Genomic DNA, 15,984 nt, shown 5'->3' with positions numbered 1-15,984 from the left:
CCTCCGGAGGAAAGATGCCCGCGGAGCCGACGGAATCCCGGCTGAGCCTGGACACCCGGGCCGCTCGTAACCTGGCCACCACCACCAAGACCCGCCCGCAGATGCAGGCCATCACCTCCCGCTGGCTGCTGCGCATGCTGCCCTGGGTCGACGTGCGGGGCGGGACGTACCGGGTCAACCGCCGGCTGACGCACCGGCCCGGGCGGGGGCGCGTCGGCGTGGCGCGTCACGGGGCCGGCGACGTACGGATCGTCCCGGAGACGCTGACGGAGATCCCCGCGCTGCGCGGCTTCGCGGACGCCGAGGTGCTGGCGGCGCTCGCCGGCACGTTCACCGCACGCGAGCTGCGGCCGGGCGAGATCGTCGCCGAGGCGGGCCGGCCCGTCAACGGGACCTGCGTCATCGCCCACGGCCGCGTCGAGCGCCTGGCCACCGGCAGGTACGGCAACCCCCAGTTCCTCGGCGTCATCGCCGACGGCGACCAGTTCGGCGACGAGGCGTTCGGCGAGCAGGACCCGCGCTGGCCGTGCACCTACCGGACCGCCACCGCCTGCACGATCCTGGTGTCGCCGCGCAACGCGTTCGAGCGGATCTCCGAGCAGTCCCCCGCGCTGCGCGAGCACATCGGCCGCTACCTGGACACCCTGCGCAGGCCGGTCAACCGCCGCGGCGAGGCGGCGGTGGACATCGCGGCCGGGCACTCCGGTGAGCCGGCCATCGGCGGCACGTTCGTGGACTACGACCTGGAGCCGCGCGAATACGAGCTCAGCGTCGCCCAGACCGTCCTGCGCGTCCACACCCGCGTGGCCGACCTCTACAACGACCCGATGAGCCAGATCGAGCAGCAGCTCCGCCTGACCATCCACGAGCTGCGCGAGCGCGAGGAGTGGGAGCTGCTCAACAACCGCGAGTTCGGGCTGCTCCACAACACCGACTACGGCCAGCGCATCTACCCCTGGTCCGGCCCGCCGACCCCCGACGACCTCGACGAGCTGATCAGCATGCGCCGCAAGACGCGGCTGCTGCTGGCCCACCCCAAGGCGATCGCGGCGTTCTTCCGCGAGTGCAACAAGCGCGGCCTGGTCGTGGGCAGCACCGAGGTGAACGGGCACGAGGTGCCGGCCTGGCGGGGCATCCCGATCTTCCCCTGCGGCAAGATCCCCGTCTCGGAGGATCGCACCACCTCGATCCTGGCCCTCCGTACGGGTGAGGACGATCAGGGCGTCGTCGGCCTCCACCAGACGGGCATCCCGGAGGAGTACGAGCCCGGCCTCAACGTGCGGTTCATGGGCATCAACCCGCAGGCCGTGATGTCGTACCTGGTCAGCGCCTACTACTCGGTGGCGATCCTGGTGCCCGACGCGATCGGGATCCTGGAGGACGTCGACGTCGCCGCCCCGCGCTCCTGACCGGCCGATCCTAGGAAGAGGCGCGCCATGCCAGACTTTTCGCCCTTTGACGTCGCCGCCGCGGTGCCGGCCGGTCCGACGGGCCTGGGCTCGTACACGCTGAGCCTCCGCTCGGCGCTCCTGCCGTCCCGTCCCCGGTTCGAGGAGGGGGACGGGCACGAGGACGGCGGCCGGCTCCCGTCGGCGGCCGGCGGGAGCCTCGCCCCGCTGGCCTACCACCAGCGCGAATGGGGGGACGGGACGTACCCGCCGCTCTACTGCCCCGAGACGGCCCGGGTGGACGACGCGCTCGGTGCCGAGGTCGACCGGCGGCTGGTGGCGTGGGCGGAGCGCATCGGGCTGCACGAGGGGCGGATCGAGGAGTTCGCCGCCACCGGGTTCGGGCGGCTGGCCATGCTCGCCCACGCCGACACCGACGACCCCGACCAGCTGCTGATCGCGGCGCAGATGAACGCCGCGTGGTGGGCCGCCGACGACTACTACGCCGACGAGACCGACCTCGGCGCCACGCCGACGGAGCTGCCGCCCCGGCTCGCGCTGGTGACCTCGGCCATGGACCCGCCGCCCGACGCCGGCGACTACACCGCTCAGCTGGAGGAGCAGATCCGGGGCGACCCCGTCCTGGTCTCGCTGCGCTCGGCCAGGAGCCACGTGTCCCGCCACGCCACCCCGTCGCAGATCATGCGGATCTGCAACATCACCAGCCAGATGTACGTGAGCTGGGCGGCCTACGCCGCCTGGCGGTACCTGGAGACGCCCCCGCCCGTCTGGCGCTACCTGGCCGCCCGCCAGCACGACAGCTTCTACACCTCCATGACGCTCATCGACATCGTCGGCGGCTACGAGCTGCCCGCCAACCTCTTCGCCGAGCGGCGCTTCCACACCGCGCTCATGCAGGCCGGCACCGCCAGCGTCCTGGTCAACGACCTGCACTCGGCGGCCAAGGAGGCGGCCGACGAGCTGCCCGACTCCAACGTGATCCTGCTCATGGCCGCCGAGGAGGGCTGCTCGACCCGCGAGGCCACCGAGCGCACCGTCCACCTGCACAACGCATTCGTCCGCGGCTTCGAGCAGAGCCAGCGGGCGCTGGCCGCCGTGCCCTCCCCCGAGCTCAAGCGCTACCTGCGCGGCGCGCAGGCGTGGATGGGCGGGTGCCTCGAATGGCACGGCAGCACCACCCGATACCAGTCCTGACCACGAACCGACCGCACCTGTAGGAAAGGAACCCGCGGTGACCGTTACCCCGAATGCCGTCCCCGTACTGAGCAGCCTCTACCAGCAGTCTGTCGCCGACTATTGGAACGCCGAGGAGAACCCCGTCAACCTGCGACTGGGGGAGGTGGACGGCCTCTACCACCACCACTACGGCATCGGCGAGGTGAACTGGTCCGTCCTGGACGCGCCCGCCGAGTCCAGGGAGAAACGCGTCGTCCAGGAGCTGCACCGGCTGGAGTCCGCGCAGGCGGAGGCGCTGCTCGCGCACCTCGGCCCGCTGGGCCCCGACCACCGGGTCATGGACGCCGGCTCGGGCCGCGGCGGCTCCAGCATCCTGGCGAACATGCGCTTCGGCTGCCAGGTGGACGGCGTGTCGATCTCCGAGTCCCAGGTGGCCTTCGCCAACCAGCAGGCCAAGGAGCGGGGGGTGGACGACCGGGTGCGCTTCCACTTCCGCAACATGCTCGACACCGGCTTCCCGACCGGGGCCTTCCAGGCGATCTGGAACAACGAGAGCACGATGTACGTCGAGCTGTCCCTGCTGTTCTCCGAGCACGCCCGGCTGCTGCGGCGGGGCGGCCGCTACGTGTGCATCACCGGCTGCTACAACGACGCCTACGGCCTGCCGTCCCGGGCCATCAGCCAGATCAACGCCCACTACATCTGCGACATCCACTCCCGTAGCACGTACTTCAAGGAGATGGCGGCCAACCGCCTCGTCCCGGTCAGCGTGGTGGACCTGACGGCCGCCACGATCCCGTACTGGGAGCTGCGCGCCAGGACCCACCTGGCCACCGGCATCGAGGAGGCCTTCCTCGACGCCTACAAGAGCGGCAGCTTCCAGTACCTGCTGATCGCCGCCGACCGCGTCTGACGGTCTCCTCCTCGCGCATCGTCCTCGGCCCGGCAGCCGCCGGTCCGGCCATCCTCTCAGCGGGACGAGGACGATCAGGAGCCCCCGTACGCCCGGCCCAGACCCGCTGCGCGAACATCCTGTGGATCTTCAGTACGGGAGCGGCCGCCACGCGAAGCCGTCCCCGCGCCGCTCGACCAGGCCCAGCCCCGGGAACGGCATGTGGTAGGCGTGGACGGGGAGGCGCTCGTCGGCCGCCCACTCCAGGATCCGGCGGCGGCTGGCCACCGACCGCGCGGCGTCGTGGTCCCACGGCGTGCGCCAGGCGGGACGGGCCAGCTGGAGCGGGTCGTAGAAGGTGTCGCCGACGCACAGCAGCCGCTCGCCGCGGGAGCGCAGCAGGATCGCCGTGTGCCCCGGGGTGTGGCCGGCGGCCTCGACGGTGTGGACGTGGGGCAGGATCTCGACGCCGTACTCGACGGGGCGCAGCCGCTCGCCGAAGAGCCTGATCGCCTCCAGCGCCGGGCGGCGCTGCTCCTCGGGGAGTGCCGTGGTGAGGTCCGACCAGAACACCACCTCGGCGGCGTGCGCGAACGCGACCGCCTCGGGGAACGTCGGCTCACCCGACCAGACGGCGCCCCGGATGTGGTCCTCGTGGAGGTGCGTGAACACGACGGCGACCGGCCCGGACGCCGGGAACCCGGCCTCGGCCAGCCCGTCGCCGAGGCGGCCGACCAGGGGCGTGATGCCCGGGCCGTAGCCGAGGAACCTCCTGCCCAGCCCGGTGTCGATCACCGCCGGACCGGCCGGTGTCTCCACGCACACGCAGTTGTACCCGCACGTCAACGTCGCCCTGCCGGCCCCTTCCCGGGCCACGGCGTCGCTCAGCTCGGCCTCGGGCACCCCGGAACCGGGGGTGAAGAACTCGGCCAGCGGGGGCTCCCAGGGTGGCTCCGGCTGGCCGTCGCTGATCACCGCGCAGGACAGATCGCCGACGGAGAAGCGATGAATCACCTGCCACCCACCTCCACGCCCCGACCCTACCGCCGGCCGTCCCACGGACACCGCCATGAGCGCGCGGACGTGGCGGCGCGCCGACGAGCAGCGAGCACGATCGACACAGCGCCCCGCTTCGGCGTGCGTTCCTCACCGCCACCGGCAACTCCCAACTGACCGGCACCTGACCGTCACGCGCATGCGCACCGCCGAAGGGTGACAGCGCCGGCACCGTGCACGAAGGCCGTCAGCGGACGAGGGAGCTCCGCGCCGATGACGTGCGGAAAAGGCGGGGCCGGGCCGACACCACGGCACCGTGACCCGCCATGAGAGAATCCTTCGCGATATATCCAGACTTTGACCGTGGAGTGTGATGATGTACGCGATCTCCCTCGGCGACGACGGCGCTGAGCTGCGCCCGCTGGAGCCGTGGCTGGCCGGGGAGTTCCTGGCCAACATCGACCGGGGGCGGGAGTTCATCGGGCAGCACATCGCGCTCCCCGACGTGGTGACCGACTTCGAGTCCAGCCGCGCGTTCCTCCAGGCGTACGCGGAGAGGGCGGCGGCCGACAAGGGGCGCATCCACGGCATCTGGACGGGCGGCGAGCTGGTCGGCGGGGTCCTCTTCCGTACGATGGACGTCCAGCTGGGCGTCGCCGAGGCGGGCTGCTGGCTGGAGCCGTCGGCCGTGGGCAAGGGCCTCGTCACCAGGGCGATCCGGGTGATCATCGACTGGGCCATCGAGGAGCGCGGCATCCACCGCATCGAGTGGCACGCCTCGTCGGCGAACGAGCCCAGCATCGCCGTGGCCCGGCGGCTCGGGATGACGAAGGACGGCGTGCTGCGGGAGAGCTACCCGTACCGGGGGAAGCGGCTGGACATGGAGATCTGGTCGGTGCTCGCGCCCGAGTGGCGGGCCGCCAAGTAGGCGTGCCGGCCCGAAGGGCACCCGCGTGGCGGGCCGCCAGGTGGGCGTACCCGCCCGAGGGGCACCCGCGTGGTTGGTGAGCCGCCAGGTAGGCGTGCCCCCGAGGGGCACCCGCGTGGCGAGCGCCAGACCCCGTCGGAGGCGCCCGGCTGGCGGCGGGCCACCGGAAATCGGTTGCCGGGCAAGGCGCGCATCCCCGATGATCTGGCCTTGTGACGACCAGGACCCCGGATGAGAGCCGCCCGCTCGCCCTGGTGACCGGGGTCGGCCGCACCGTCGGGATCGGCGCGGGCATCGCCCGGCGGCTCGCCTCCTCCGGGTGGGACGTCGCCTTCACGTTCTGGGCTCCGTACGATCAGCGCATGGCCTGGGGCCCCGAACCCGGCGCCGCCGACGCCATCGCCGCGGAGCTCACCGAACTCGGCGCCGCCACCGCGGCCGTCGAGGCCGACCTCTCCGACCCCGACGCACCCACGCTCGTCCTCGACGAGGTCGAACGCCGCCTCGGCGGCGTCACGGCCCTGGTGATGTGTCACTGCGAGTCGGTCGCCTCCGGCCTGCTCGACACCTCCGTCGAGAGCTTCGACCGCCATTTCGCGGTCAACGCGCGTGCCACCTGGCTGCTGATCCGCGAGTACGGCCGGCGCTTCACCGGCGCTCCCGGCACCGGCCGGATCGTCGCCCTGACCAGCGATCACACCGTCGGCAACCTGCCCTACGGGGCCAGCAAGGGCGCCCTGGACCGGATCACCCTCGCCGCCGCACACGAGCTGTCCCACCTCGGCGTCACCGCCAACGTCATCAACCCCGGACCGGTGGACACCGGCTGGATGTCCGGCGAGATACGCGAGCAGGTGATCAGCCACACGCCCCTGGGCCGCCTCGGCACTCCCCAGGACACCGCACACCTGGTGGACTTCCTCTGCTCGCCCCAGGGCCAGTGGATCAACGGGCAACTGCTGATGAGCAACGGCGGCCTCGCCTGACCTCCACCCTCCTCGGCCCCGCACAGCCCGCAGCCGCCCTCCTCACCGGCCACCCCCTGCGGCTCGGACCACCCTTCGCATAGACCGCCCCTGGCGCGCCGGGCCATCCCATCCCTGTCAACACCGCAGGACCGTCCCGCGCCGGTCAAGCCGGCGCGGCGTTGATCACAGGACCATGGTCGCTCCACTTCGCGCGGCGTTGACGAGTGGGCAGGTGCCCACTATGGTGGGCGCATGCCCACTTCATGGCCTTCAGAGAACGAGCCGCATCGGCACCGGCAGGTGGCCGAGTCGTTCGGCACGGACGCCGACCGCTACGACCGGGCCCGGCCCCGCTACCCCGACGCCCTCATCGAGCGGATCGTCGCCGCCAGCCCCGGGCCCGACGTGCTCGACGTCGGGTGCGGCACCGGCATCGCCGCCCGCCAGTTCCAGGCCGCCGGCTGCCGGGTGCTCGGGGTCGAGCCCGACGCGCGGATGGCCGAGGTGGCCAGGCGACAGGGGCTGGAGGTCGACGTGGCGACGTTCGAGGACTGGGATCCGGCCGGCCGGTCGTTCGACACGGCCATCGCCGCGACGGCCTGGCACTGGGTCGACCCGGTCGCCGGAGCGGCCAAGGCCGCCCAGGCGCTGCGGCCCGGCGGCCGGTTCGCGGCGTTCTGGAACGCCTTCGAATTTCCGCCCGCCCTGGGGGAGGTCACCGCGGAGGTCTGCCGGCGGGTGATCCCGGACTCGCCGTTCGACTTCCAGGCCCTGGCGAAGTCATCCGTCGACGGTTACCAGCCGCTGCTCGACAAGACTGCCGACGGGTTCCGGGAGGTGGGCGGGTTCGGCCGTCCGGAGCAGTGGCGGCACCACTGGGAGTGGTTCTACACGCGGGACGCGTGGCTGGACCAGATGCCCACCACGGGCGCCTTCACCCGGCTCCCGCCGGACCAGCTGGCGGAGGTGCTGGAGGGGGTCGGCGCCGCCCTCGACGAGATGGGTGGGGGCTTCACGATGCGCTACGCGACGGCGATGGTCGCCGTCACACGCACCCCTACCACCTGATCGCCCGCGCCGGGCCCCCGCGATTCGACCGGTGGGCGGGATCCTGCATCGGTCCCTCGGTTCCGTCATAGGAGGTGCAGGCAGGCATGGCGGAGATGCTCTCAACGGCATCACCGTCAGGCAATCGAGTATTTCGGCATTCTTGCTTCATAGGCAAGAAGGCATGTCGGAGGTGCAAGGCGCGCGTAGGGTCGGAGGCATGGCACACGACCACCAGCACGGCGGCCCAGCGCACCGTGACCACCAGCACGGCCGGCACGAGCACCACCAGCACCAGCACCAGCACGGTGGTGGGGATGCGGCGGACGTCGCCGCGATGGCTGAGATGTTGGATCTCGACGCCGAGGTGCTGCACTCCTACCTGTCCGACCTGACCGCCTGGATCCGGGAGCTGGCCGGTGAGCGGCCTCCCCGCCGCATCCTCGACCTGGGCAGCGGGACCGGCGCCGGCTCGTTCGCGCTGCTCGAACGCTTCGACGGAACCGAAGTGATCGCGCTGGACGCGTCCGAGCCCATGCTGCGCCACCTGGAGGCCGCCGCCCGGGAACGCGGGCTGGCCGACCGGATCCGTACCGTGCAGGCGGACCTCGACGCGAGCCGGCCGGAGCTGGAGCCCGTGGACCTGGTGTGGGCCTCGGCGTCGCTGCACCACATGGCCGACCCCGACCGCGTCCTGGCCGACGTCCTCACCATGCTCCGCCCCGACGGGCTCATGATCGCGGTGGAGCCGGACGCCTTCCCCCGCTTCCTGCCCGACGACCTGGGCTTCGGCCGTCCCGGGCTCGAGGAGCGCTGCCACGCGGCGATGGCCGAGTGGCGGGCCGCTCAGATGCCGCATTTCGGCGCCGACTGGGGCCCGCTCCTGGCGAAGGCGGGCTTCAGCGTGGAAGCCGAGCGGGTCTTCACCATCGACCTGACACCGCCGTTGCCGGACTCCGCCGGGCGTTACGCCCAGGCGTCGTTGCGGCGGATGCGGACCGGACTGGACGGCGTGCTGGACAGCGACGACCTGGCCGCTCTCGACCGCCTGCTCGACGACGACGGCGGGCCCGGGAGCGTCCTGCGGCGCGATGACCTTCACGTACGCGCCCGCCGGATGGCCTGGGCCGCCCGGCGGCCGCAGACGACATAGCGGGCGCCTGGGCCGTGGTGGCCGGTGCGACTGCGACTGCGCGTGCGGTGCGGGTGCGGCTGTCCCAACCTTTGCCATGCACTGGTCTGGGCGGGAGCTCGAACGCCGGGCATACGGGAAGGTTCGTGGTCGGATCGGCTCAAACTCACCGCACCGGGAGATGATCGTGCCCATCATCAAAGGCAAGACCAAAGCGTTGAAGCATTCGGGCAGCCAGCCGTGGCTGCACGTGGACGGCACCGAGATCCAGGAATTCGGCACTGTCCGGACGTGGCCGCTGGCCGTGTCGGGCGAGGCCCGCAGCTACTCCTGCGAGCGGCTGAACCAGATCCTGTCCGACACGCAGATCCTCTACCACCTGTACAAGAAGCACCACTGGCTGATGCGCGGCCCGACCTTCTACCAGCTGCATCTGCTGCTGGACAAGCACGCGGGAGAGCAGCTCGAGCTCGTGGACATGATGGCGGAGCGGATCCAGACGCTGGGCGGCATCGCGGTCGGCGACCCGCGGCACGTCGCCGAGATCACCGTGGTCCCGCGGCCGCCCAACGGCGCCGAGGAGGTCCCGGCGATGCTCTCGCGCCTGATCGAGGCGCACGAGACCATCCTCGTCGCCGCCCACGACGCGGCCGCCCGCGCCGCCGAGATGGGCGACGACGGCACCAACGACCTGCTGGTCTCCAACGTCATCCGGACCGGCGAGCTGCAGACCTGGTTCCTGGTCGAGCACCTCGTGGACACCCCGCTCGTCGAGACGCCCGGCAACGGGCACGGGCGCGGGACGCGCCACTCCCGCCGCGGCGGGAGATAGCGCGGGGTCCACGTACGCCATGACGCGAGGTCCGTTGTGCGTGACTCCGGCGGGAGCCTGGCCGAGCCGGCCGGGCGCTGCTACCGTCAATCCTGGTGCGCCGGGAAGTCTGGTCGGCAACGTCACATCGGACCGGCCTCATGGAGGCGCGCATGGCGAACAACCCTGCCATCCTGGTCAGTGCCCTGACCAAGAGTTACGGCAAGATCCGTGCCCTCGACGGGCTCGAACTCACCGTACGGACCGGGGAGGTCCACGGCTTCCTCGGCCCGAACGGCTCGGGCAAGACCACCACCCTGCGCATCCTGCTCGGCCTGCTCCGCGCCGACGGCGGCCATGCCGAGCTGCTCGGCGGCGACCCCTGGCGGGACGCGGTCGAGCTGCACCGGCGGCTGGCGTACGTGCCCGGCGACGTCGTCCTGTGGCCCACCCTGACCGGCGGCGAGGCCATCGACCTGCTCGGCCGGCTGCGCGGCGGGCTCGACCGGCGGCGCAAGGCCGCCCTGCTGGACCGCTTCGACCTCGACCCCACGAGGAAGGGCCGCACCTACTCCAAGGGCAACCGCCAGAAGGTGGCCCTCGTCGCCGCCCTGGCCTCCGACGTCGAGCTGCTCCTGCTGGACGAGCCCACCGCCGGGCTGGACCCGCTCATGGAGGCGGCCTTCCGCGACGCGATCGCCGAGGAGCGCGGCAACGGCCGTACGGTGCTGCTGTCCAGCCACATCCTGTCCGAGGTCGAGGCGCTGTGCGACCAGGTCACGATCGTCCGCGACGGCCGCGTCGTGGAGACCGGCACGCTGGCCCAGCTCCGCCACCTCACCAGCACGTCGATCACCGCCGAGCTCGACAGCGTCCCGGCCGGCCTGGCGAGCCTCGAAGGCGTCCACGACCTGGTCGTGGACGGCTCCCATGTCCGCTTCCAGATCGACTCCGAGCGCCTGGACGAGGTGTTACGCCTGCTCACCGGCTCCGGCGTCCGCGGTCTGACCTGCCGGCCACCCACCCTGGAAGAGCTGTTCCTGCGCCACTACCAGGTCGCGGCGTGACCGGCACGGTGGCGCTGGTGCGGCTGGCGCTGCGCCGCGACCGCGTGCTGCTGCTCGTCTGGATCGTCGTCGTCGTCGTCGGCCTGATCGCCGCCAGCGCGTCGGCCATCGCCGAGCTGTACCCCCAGGCGGCTCAGCGGATCGCGCTGGGTGCCACCATCGGCACCGCGCCCGCCCTGCAGGCCCTGACCGGGCCGGTCTTCGACGCGACGTCGGTGGGCGGGCTCACCGCGTGGCGCGGCACCACCATGGCGTCGGTGCTGGCCGCCCTGATGAGCATCGCGGCGGTGGTCCGGCACACCCGCGCCGAGGAGGAGACCGGCCGTGCCGAGCTGGTCGGCGCCTGCGCGGTCGGCCGGGCCGCGATCCCGGCCGCGGCGGTGCTCGTCGCCGGGGCGGCCAACCTGCTCATCGCCCTATTGGTGACGCTGGGCCTGGCCGGGCAGGGGCTGCCCGTGGCGGGGGCGCTCGCGCTCGGCCTGGCGGTGGGCGGCACGGGCTGGGTGTTCACCGGCGTCGCGGTCCTGGCCGCGCAGCTCACGGCGCACGCGCGGACCGCCGTCGGCATCGCCGCCGCGGCGCTCGGCCTGGCGTTCCTCCTGCGCGCGCTGGGTGACGCCGCCGGGATCGAGACGCTCTCGTGGATGTCGCCGCTGGGCTGGGCGCAGCGCGTACGGGCGTTCGCGGACGAGCGCTGGTGGGTGGTCGCCCTGCTGGCGGTGGCCGGGCTGGCCCTGGTGGCGGTGGCCGCGGTCCTGGCCCGGCGGCGGGATCTGGGCGCGGGGCTGATGGCGCCGCGCACCGGGCCGGGGGACGCGGCCCGGTACCTGGCGGGCCCGCTGGCACTGGCGTGGCGGCTGCAGCGCGGGGCCCTGCTCGGCTGGACGGTGGGGTTCGCGCTGGTGGGGGTGATGTTCGGGGCGCTGGCGGACAGCGTGGGCGACATCGTCCGCGACAACCCGCAGATCGCCGCCATCCTGGCCATGGTGGGCGGGGCGGGCGCGCTGATCGACTCGTTCCTGTCCGCCGAGACGGCGCTGCTGGGCCTGGTCGCGGGCGGGTACGCCGTCCAGGCGACGCTGCGGCTGCAGGGTGAGGAGGCGGCGGTCCGGGCCGAGCCGGTGCTCGCGGGGGCCGTACCGCGCTGGCGCTGGACGGCCGGTCACCTGGTGCTGGCGCTGGGCGGCAGCACGCTGATCCTGGCGGCGGGCGGGCTGGCGGCCGGGCTCGCGCACGGCGTGCGGATCGGTGACCCGGCCGGGCAGGCGGCGCGTCTGCTGGGCGCGGCGCTGGTCCAGGCGCCCGCCACCTGGACGCTGGCGGGGATCGCGATGCTGCTGTTCGGGCTGGCGCCCCGGCTGACCTCGCTCGCCTGGGCGGCGCTGGTGGCCTTCGCCCTGCTCGCCCAGCTCGGCGAGCTGCTCCAGATCGACGAATGGATCAGGGATCTGTCGCCGTTCGCGCACGTGCCGCAGGCGCTGGGCCGGGCGGTGGACGCGGGCCCGCTGCTGTGGCTGGCCGCCGTCACCGCCACGCTGCTGCTGGCCGGGGTCACCGCCTTCCGGCTGCGTGACCTGAGAGGGAACTGATCGGGATCCGGAGGGGGCGGGTCCGCCCCCTCCGGATCAGGTCAAGCTCAGAACGGCTGGTTGACCAGCGAGTTCACCTTGATCGAAGTGATCTTCACCTGCAGCATCCGCACCTGCGGCGTGCCCGCGGGCTTGGTGCAGGCGAAGCTGACCTGTCCCGAGGTGGTGAAGTTGTGCACGACGTTCAGGAAGACACCCGCCTTGCTGTGGGGCGGCAGGGTGACCTCCGCGAGGTCGGTGTCGGCGCCGCCGGCCGCGCTGATCACGCACGAGTAGTTGATCGCCGTCGCGCCCGTGTTGCTCGCCGTGAGCTTGGCGGTGATCGTGTACGGTCCCGCGGACAGGAACTGGCTGAAGCCGGGGCTCAGCGCGTTGCTGTGCACCAGCTCGTTGTTCCAGCGGCTGATCACCTCCGGCGGCACCGCCTCGGCCGACGTGGCGTTCCCCGCCAGCAGCGCGCCCGCGGCCACCGCGGTGGTCGCCACGGCGGCCAGCGCTGACAGGCGCAGCCGCCTGCCTCTGCGGGCGGGAACGATCGATGGCATGGTCATACGGATCTCCGAATCCTGGATGCGATGTCCCCGTGCGGGATCGCGCGGGGCGGCACGCCTGTCGCCGGGCGAGGCGGTGTCACCGGCTCGCGTGCACCCCGGGAACGTATCCGCCGGACGTCCTCGGGGACCGCGCACAAATACCCGTCCCTGGTGTGCCGCGCGTCATCGCGCCCGGTTCACCGGGTCAGGGCGGCGATGAGGGACGCGTCCGCGGCCGGGAGGCCGAGCGCCGCCAAGGCTTCCTCCGTCACGGCCGCGGCCTCGGGAAACGTGTGCGTGAGCCCTTCCGGCAACCCCGGCACGTACGTCCCCAGCCCCCTCACCAGCCGCGCCGCCGCCCCCGTTGCCCGCACCCCGTCCTCGAACGGGCTCCACGTCCCCGGGGCGGGGCCGCCCTCCGTGCCGAGCAGCCGCCCGACCCTCCCCACCAGGTGGATCAGCCCCTCCCAGTACGGCAGGTGCGCCACCAGCACCAGGTGCCCGTCCCCGCCGGGCGAGACCTCCAGCACCCCGGGGGCCCCGCCCACGGTGATCGTGCGCCGGTACGTGCCCCCGTCCACGACCTCCACGCCGGGGATCGCCCGTTCCGCCAGGCGGGCGCGTGCCGCGTCCCAGTCGTAGCCGGGCGCGTACGGCAGCCGCAGCGCCAGCCCGCCGTCGGCGGCCAGCCGGTCGGCGCGGTGCCTGCGCTCGCGCAGGGCGGTCGGCGCGGCCCGGAACACCTCCCGCATCGTCCGGTTGAACTGCCGCAGGCTCCCGAACCCCGACGCGAAAGCCACGTCGACCACCGGCAGGTCGGTGTCGTCGAGCAGCCGGCGGGCGAAGTGGGCCCGGCGGGAGCGGGCGAGCTGGTCGGGGGTCGCGCCGAGGTGCCGCAGGAACAGCCGGCGCAGGTGCCGCGGCGACACGCCGACCCGCTCGGCGAGGCCCGCCTCCGTGCCGCCGTCGAGGACCCCCTCGATGATCAGCCGCCACGCCCGGCACACCAGCTCGGGCGAGCCGGCGGCGAGCGGGGCCGCCACCCGGTACGGCCGGCAGCGCAGGCACGCGCGGAAGCCGGCGACCTCGGCGGCCGCCGGGTGCTCGTACGTGCGGGTGTTCCTGGCCAGCGGCCGGGCGCCGCAGCCCGGGCGGCAGTAGATGCCGGTGGTGACGACGGCGGAGTAGGTGGTCACGGCGCCGGCCCTCAGGGATGCGCGGGCCGGTCCTTGCCGAAGCCGTCGAGGGATTCGCGCTCGTCCTGCGTACGCAGCTCCTGGAAGACCGTGATGTGCAGCCCGGCGGGCGCGTCGAGCCGGGCGTTGAGCGACTCCCAGGGCGTGACCGTGGGCGGCGCGACCTCGGCCGCGCCCGCCGACACCAGCCGCTCGGTGGTGCCCCTGGCGTCGTCCACCTCGAAGGCGACCCGGATCTTGGGCGCGACCTGGCGGCCCACCTCGACCTCGTCGATCATCTCCTTCTGCGCCGGGTTGGCGATCTCCAGGGTGGCCCGGCCGGCGTCGAGGATCGTCACCCGCGCGCCGCCCCCGCCGGAGAAGGCCGCCTGCTCGGGCAGGCCGAGGACGTCGCGGTAGAAGGCCAGCGCGGCCTCGTAGTCCTCCGCCTCGACCACCAGCCGGAGCTGGTGGACGGCGGGGGGCTGGGGGTCTGCGTGCGTGCTCATGGCCGGCTCTCCTCGTGTACGGCGGGGGGCGGTCGCCCTTTCCTCGTGCCAACCCGTCCGCCGCGCCACTTCATCCCCGGGAACGAGGCCGAACGATCTCAGCCGCGGCCGTATCGGTCCTCGGCCCGCCAGAAGTACCAGAACCCGGCCGTGAGCGCGAAGAACGCCCACAGCAGGCACGACAGCCACACCATCTGCGGCGGGGTGTGGCCGCCGATGAGGATGTCGCGCATCCACTCGATGTAGGAGGCGGCCGGGTTCAGGTACATCGCGGTGGCCACCCACTCCGGCAGGCCCGCGCTGTTGACCACCTTGTCGTGGATGGCGAAGAACACGCCCGAGGCGTACAGCCAGGTGCGCATGATGAACGGCAGCAGCTGGTTGAGGTCGCGCATGGAGGAGCCCAGCCTGGCCAGGATCAGCCCGGCCCCGACGTTGAACATCGTCTGCAGCACCAGCACGACCGGGATCATCAGCCAGAACCAGGTCGGCAGCTCGCCGGTGATCACCACGATGACCAGCAGCACGCCCATGGAGATGGTGAGCTGCTGCAGCTCCTGGATCGTGTACGCGAGCGGCAGCGAGGCGCGCGGGAAGTGCAGGGCGCGGATCAGCGACAGGTTTCCGGAGATCGACTTGGCCCCCGCGGTGACGGTGCGCTGCGTGTACGTGAAGACGAACATCCCCGTCAGCAGGAACGCCGGGTAGTTCGGGATGTTCTTGCTGCCGCCCAGGATCAGGCCGAACATCACGTAGTAGATCGCGGCGTTCAGCAGCGGGGTGATGACCTGCCAGAGCTGGCCCAGGGCCGAGCCGGAGTATTTCGAAACGTTGCGCGAGGTCGCGTACGTCAGCACGAAGTGCCGCCGGTCCCAGAGCTGGCGAAGGTAGAAGGAGAACCTGGGCCGCGCGATGGCGGGGCGGAGCCCGTGCCGGCGGGCCAGCTCCGCCAGCGTCTGCGGCGCGGGGTCTTCCACTTGGCTCATGAGCACCTCGAAGCGTCGCGGTCACCGTGCGGCCGCCAGGTGACCGAAGGGCCGTCCGACTGACGATCATCCCCTGTCAGAGGGGGTGTCGGTCCAGTTTTGGCCCGGAGCGTCGCGGAGTCGAGCACTTTCACCCCGCCGGCGCGGGCCGGTATGGCGATCAGCCGGGCAAATAGGGGCGGAGCGTCTGGTCGAGAGCGTCGCGGATCGCGTCGGGGAGCGGGCCGTCGCCGGACAGGGCCCACAGGATGAGCGCGCCGTTGTAGGCCACCTGGACCGCGCGGGCCAGCGGGCCGAGCTCCGCCCCGCCCGCCAGCTCCCCCGCCGCCACCGCGTCCGCCAGCAGGCCGGCGATCTCGTCGCGGGTGCGCCAGGCGTGCTCGGCCGCGTACGCCCGGAACTCGGCGTCGGTCAGGTCGAGCTGCAGGAAGCCCAGGCTGCCGGCCAGCTCGACCGGCGTGGACACGCCCTCGGCCAGGCGTACGAGCGCGGCCCTCAGGGCCGCCAGCGGCGAGCCGTGCTCCTGCCGCGCCCGCTCGAACGGCTCCCCGGCCGTCCGGGCGGCGTGGGCGGCGAACGCCAGGAGCAGCCCCCGCTTCGACCCGAACCGCTGCACCAGCGTGGCCGGGGACAGCCCGGCCTCCTGGGCGACCGCGGCCAGCGTGAGGCCCTGCGGCCCGTGCCGCCCGATCGCGCGGGCGGTAGCACCGAGGATCGCCTCGTCGCTGGTCGTGCGCGGCCTGCCCATGCTCGCCCTCCCGCGGGA

At 72.8% G+C, this 15,984-nt stretch carries 16 protein-coding genes; 10 read left to right on the top strand and 6 right to left on the bottom strand.

The features are described 5' to 3' along the window. The first annotated feature begins 14 nt into the window (after positions 1-14). From ACBJ59_RS22010 to ACBJ59_RS22000, 3 genes are read left to right on the top strand one after another with little or no spacing between them, the layout of a single operon-like run. Positions 15-1,409 (top strand): family 2B encapsulin nanocompartment shell protein, encoded by a 1,395-nt coding sequence (locus ACBJ59_RS22010; protein ID WP_375112094.1) that lies wholly within the window; start codon positions 15-17, stop codon positions 1,407-1,409. A gap of 27 nt (positions 1,410-1,436) precedes the next feature. After that, positions 1,437-2,603 (top strand): family 2 encapsulin nanocompartment cargo protein terpene cyclase, encoded by a 1,167-nt coding sequence (locus ACBJ59_RS22005; RefSeq protein WP_375112093.1) that lies wholly within the window; start codon positions 1,437-1,439, stop codon positions 2,601-2,603. Positions 2,604-2,640: 37 nt separating this feature from the next. Continuing rightward, positions 2,641-3,498 (top strand): geranyl diphosphate 2-C-methyltransferase, encoded by an 858-nt coding sequence (locus ACBJ59_RS22000; protein WP_364132963.1) that lies wholly within the window; start codon positions 2,641-2,643, stop codon positions 3,496-3,498. Between the two features lie 129 nt (positions 3,499-3,627). On the opposite strand, the gene ACBJ59_RS21995 is transcribed toward ACBJ59_RS22000, so the two are convergent. Next, entirely contained in the window at positions 3,628-4,491 is an 864-nt protein-coding gene (locus ACBJ59_RS21995; protein WP_375112092.1) for an MBL fold metallo-hydrolase, read from the bottom strand. A 358-nt stretch (positions 4,492-4,849) separates the two neighbouring features. Here ACBJ59_RS21995 and ACBJ59_RS21990 point away from each other — a divergent pair, with 358 nt between their 5' ends. The 7 genes from ACBJ59_RS21990 (at position 4,850) to ACBJ59_RS21960 (ending at position 12,015) form a co-directional block, all read left to right on the top strand. Continuing rightward, a complete protein-coding gene (locus ACBJ59_RS21990) occupies positions 4,850-5,401 on the top strand; it encodes a GNAT family N-acetyltransferase (RefSeq protein WP_375112423.1) in 552 nt (183 codons plus the stop codon). A gap of 212 nt (positions 5,402-5,613) precedes the next feature. Next, on the top strand, positions 5,614-6,387 hold the full coding sequence (locus ACBJ59_RS21985) for an SDR family oxidoreductase (protein WP_375112091.1): 774 nt from the start codon (positions 5,614-5,616) through the stop codon (positions 6,385-6,387). 234 nt (positions 6,388-6,621) lie between these two features. Beyond that, positions 6,622-7,437 (top strand): class I SAM-dependent methyltransferase, encoded by an 816-nt coding sequence (locus ACBJ59_RS21980; RefSeq protein WP_375112090.1) that lies wholly within the window; start codon positions 6,622-6,624, stop codon positions 7,435-7,437. Positions 7,438-7,636: 199 nt separating this feature from the next. After that, positions 7,637-8,569 (top strand): class I SAM-dependent methyltransferase, encoded by a 933-nt coding sequence (locus ACBJ59_RS21975; protein WP_375112089.1) that lies wholly within the window; start codon positions 7,637-7,639, stop codon positions 8,567-8,569. Positions 8,570-8,735: 166 nt separating this feature from the next. After that, on the top strand, positions 8,736-9,380 hold the full coding sequence (locus ACBJ59_RS21970) for a Dps family protein (RefSeq protein WP_375112088.1): 645 nt from the start codon (positions 8,736-8,738) through the stop codon (positions 9,378-9,380). Positions 9,381-9,532: 152 nt separating this feature from the next. Beyond that, positions 9,533-10,426: an ATP-binding cassette domain-containing protein gene (locus tag ACBJ59_RS21965; protein WP_375112087.1), complete on the top strand. Its 894-nt coding sequence runs from the start codon at positions 9,533-9,535 to the stop codon at positions 10,424-10,426. Continuing rightward, positions 10,423-12,015 carry an ABC transporter permease gene (locus tag ACBJ59_RS21960; RefSeq protein WP_375112086.1) on the top strand — a complete coding sequence of 531 codons (1,593 nt, stop codon included), beginning with the start codon at positions 10,423-10,425 and terminating at the stop codon, positions 12,013-12,015. Before ACBJ59_RS21965 ends, ACBJ59_RS21960 begins: the two co-directional genes overlap by 4 nt. A 47-nt stretch (positions 12,016-12,062) precedes the next feature. Here ACBJ59_RS21960 and ACBJ59_RS21955 read toward each other — a convergent pair whose 3' ends face one another. The 5 genes from ACBJ59_RS21955 to ACBJ59_RS21935 all read right to left on the bottom strand — a co-directional run bounded on the left by ACBJ59_RS21955 (position 12,063) and on the right by ACBJ59_RS21935 (position 15,966). Then, positions 12,063-12,566 (bottom strand): hypothetical protein, encoded by a 504-nt coding sequence (locus tag ACBJ59_RS21955; protein ID WP_375112085.1) that lies wholly within the window; start codon positions 12,564-12,566, stop codon positions 12,063-12,065. 179 nt (positions 12,567-12,745) lie between these two features. Then, positions 12,746-13,744 carry a helix-turn-helix domain-containing protein gene (locus ACBJ59_RS21950; protein ID WP_375112084.1) on the bottom strand — a complete coding sequence of 333 codons (999 nt, stop codon included), beginning with the start codon at positions 13,742-13,744 and terminating at the stop codon, positions 12,746-12,748. Between the two features lie 11 nt (positions 13,745-13,755). Beyond that, positions 13,756-14,232 (bottom strand): VOC family protein, encoded by a 477-nt coding sequence (locus ACBJ59_RS21945; RefSeq protein ID WP_375112083.1) that lies wholly within the window; start codon positions 14,230-14,232, stop codon positions 13,756-13,758. Between the two features lie 98 nt (positions 14,233-14,330). Further along, positions 14,331-15,218, bottom strand: a complete 888-nt coding sequence (locus ACBJ59_RS21940; protein WP_375112082.1) for an ABC transporter permease — start codon at positions 15,216-15,218, stop codon at positions 14,331-14,333. Positions 15,219-15,378: 160 nt separating this feature from the next. Next, on the bottom strand, positions 15,379-15,966 hold the full coding sequence (locus ACBJ59_RS21935) for a TetR family transcriptional regulator (RefSeq protein ID WP_375112081.1): 588 nt from the start codon (positions 15,964-15,966) through the stop codon (positions 15,379-15,381). Positions 15,967-15,984: the final 18 nt, after the last annotated feature.

This window comes from Nonomuraea sp. MTCD27, from assembly GCF_041950495.1.
In the GTDB taxonomy this organism is placed as follows: Bacteria; Actinomycetota; Actinomycetes; order Streptosporangiales; family Streptosporangiaceae; genus Nonomuraea.
This window is presented reverse-complemented; position numbering and strand designations above follow the sequence as displayed.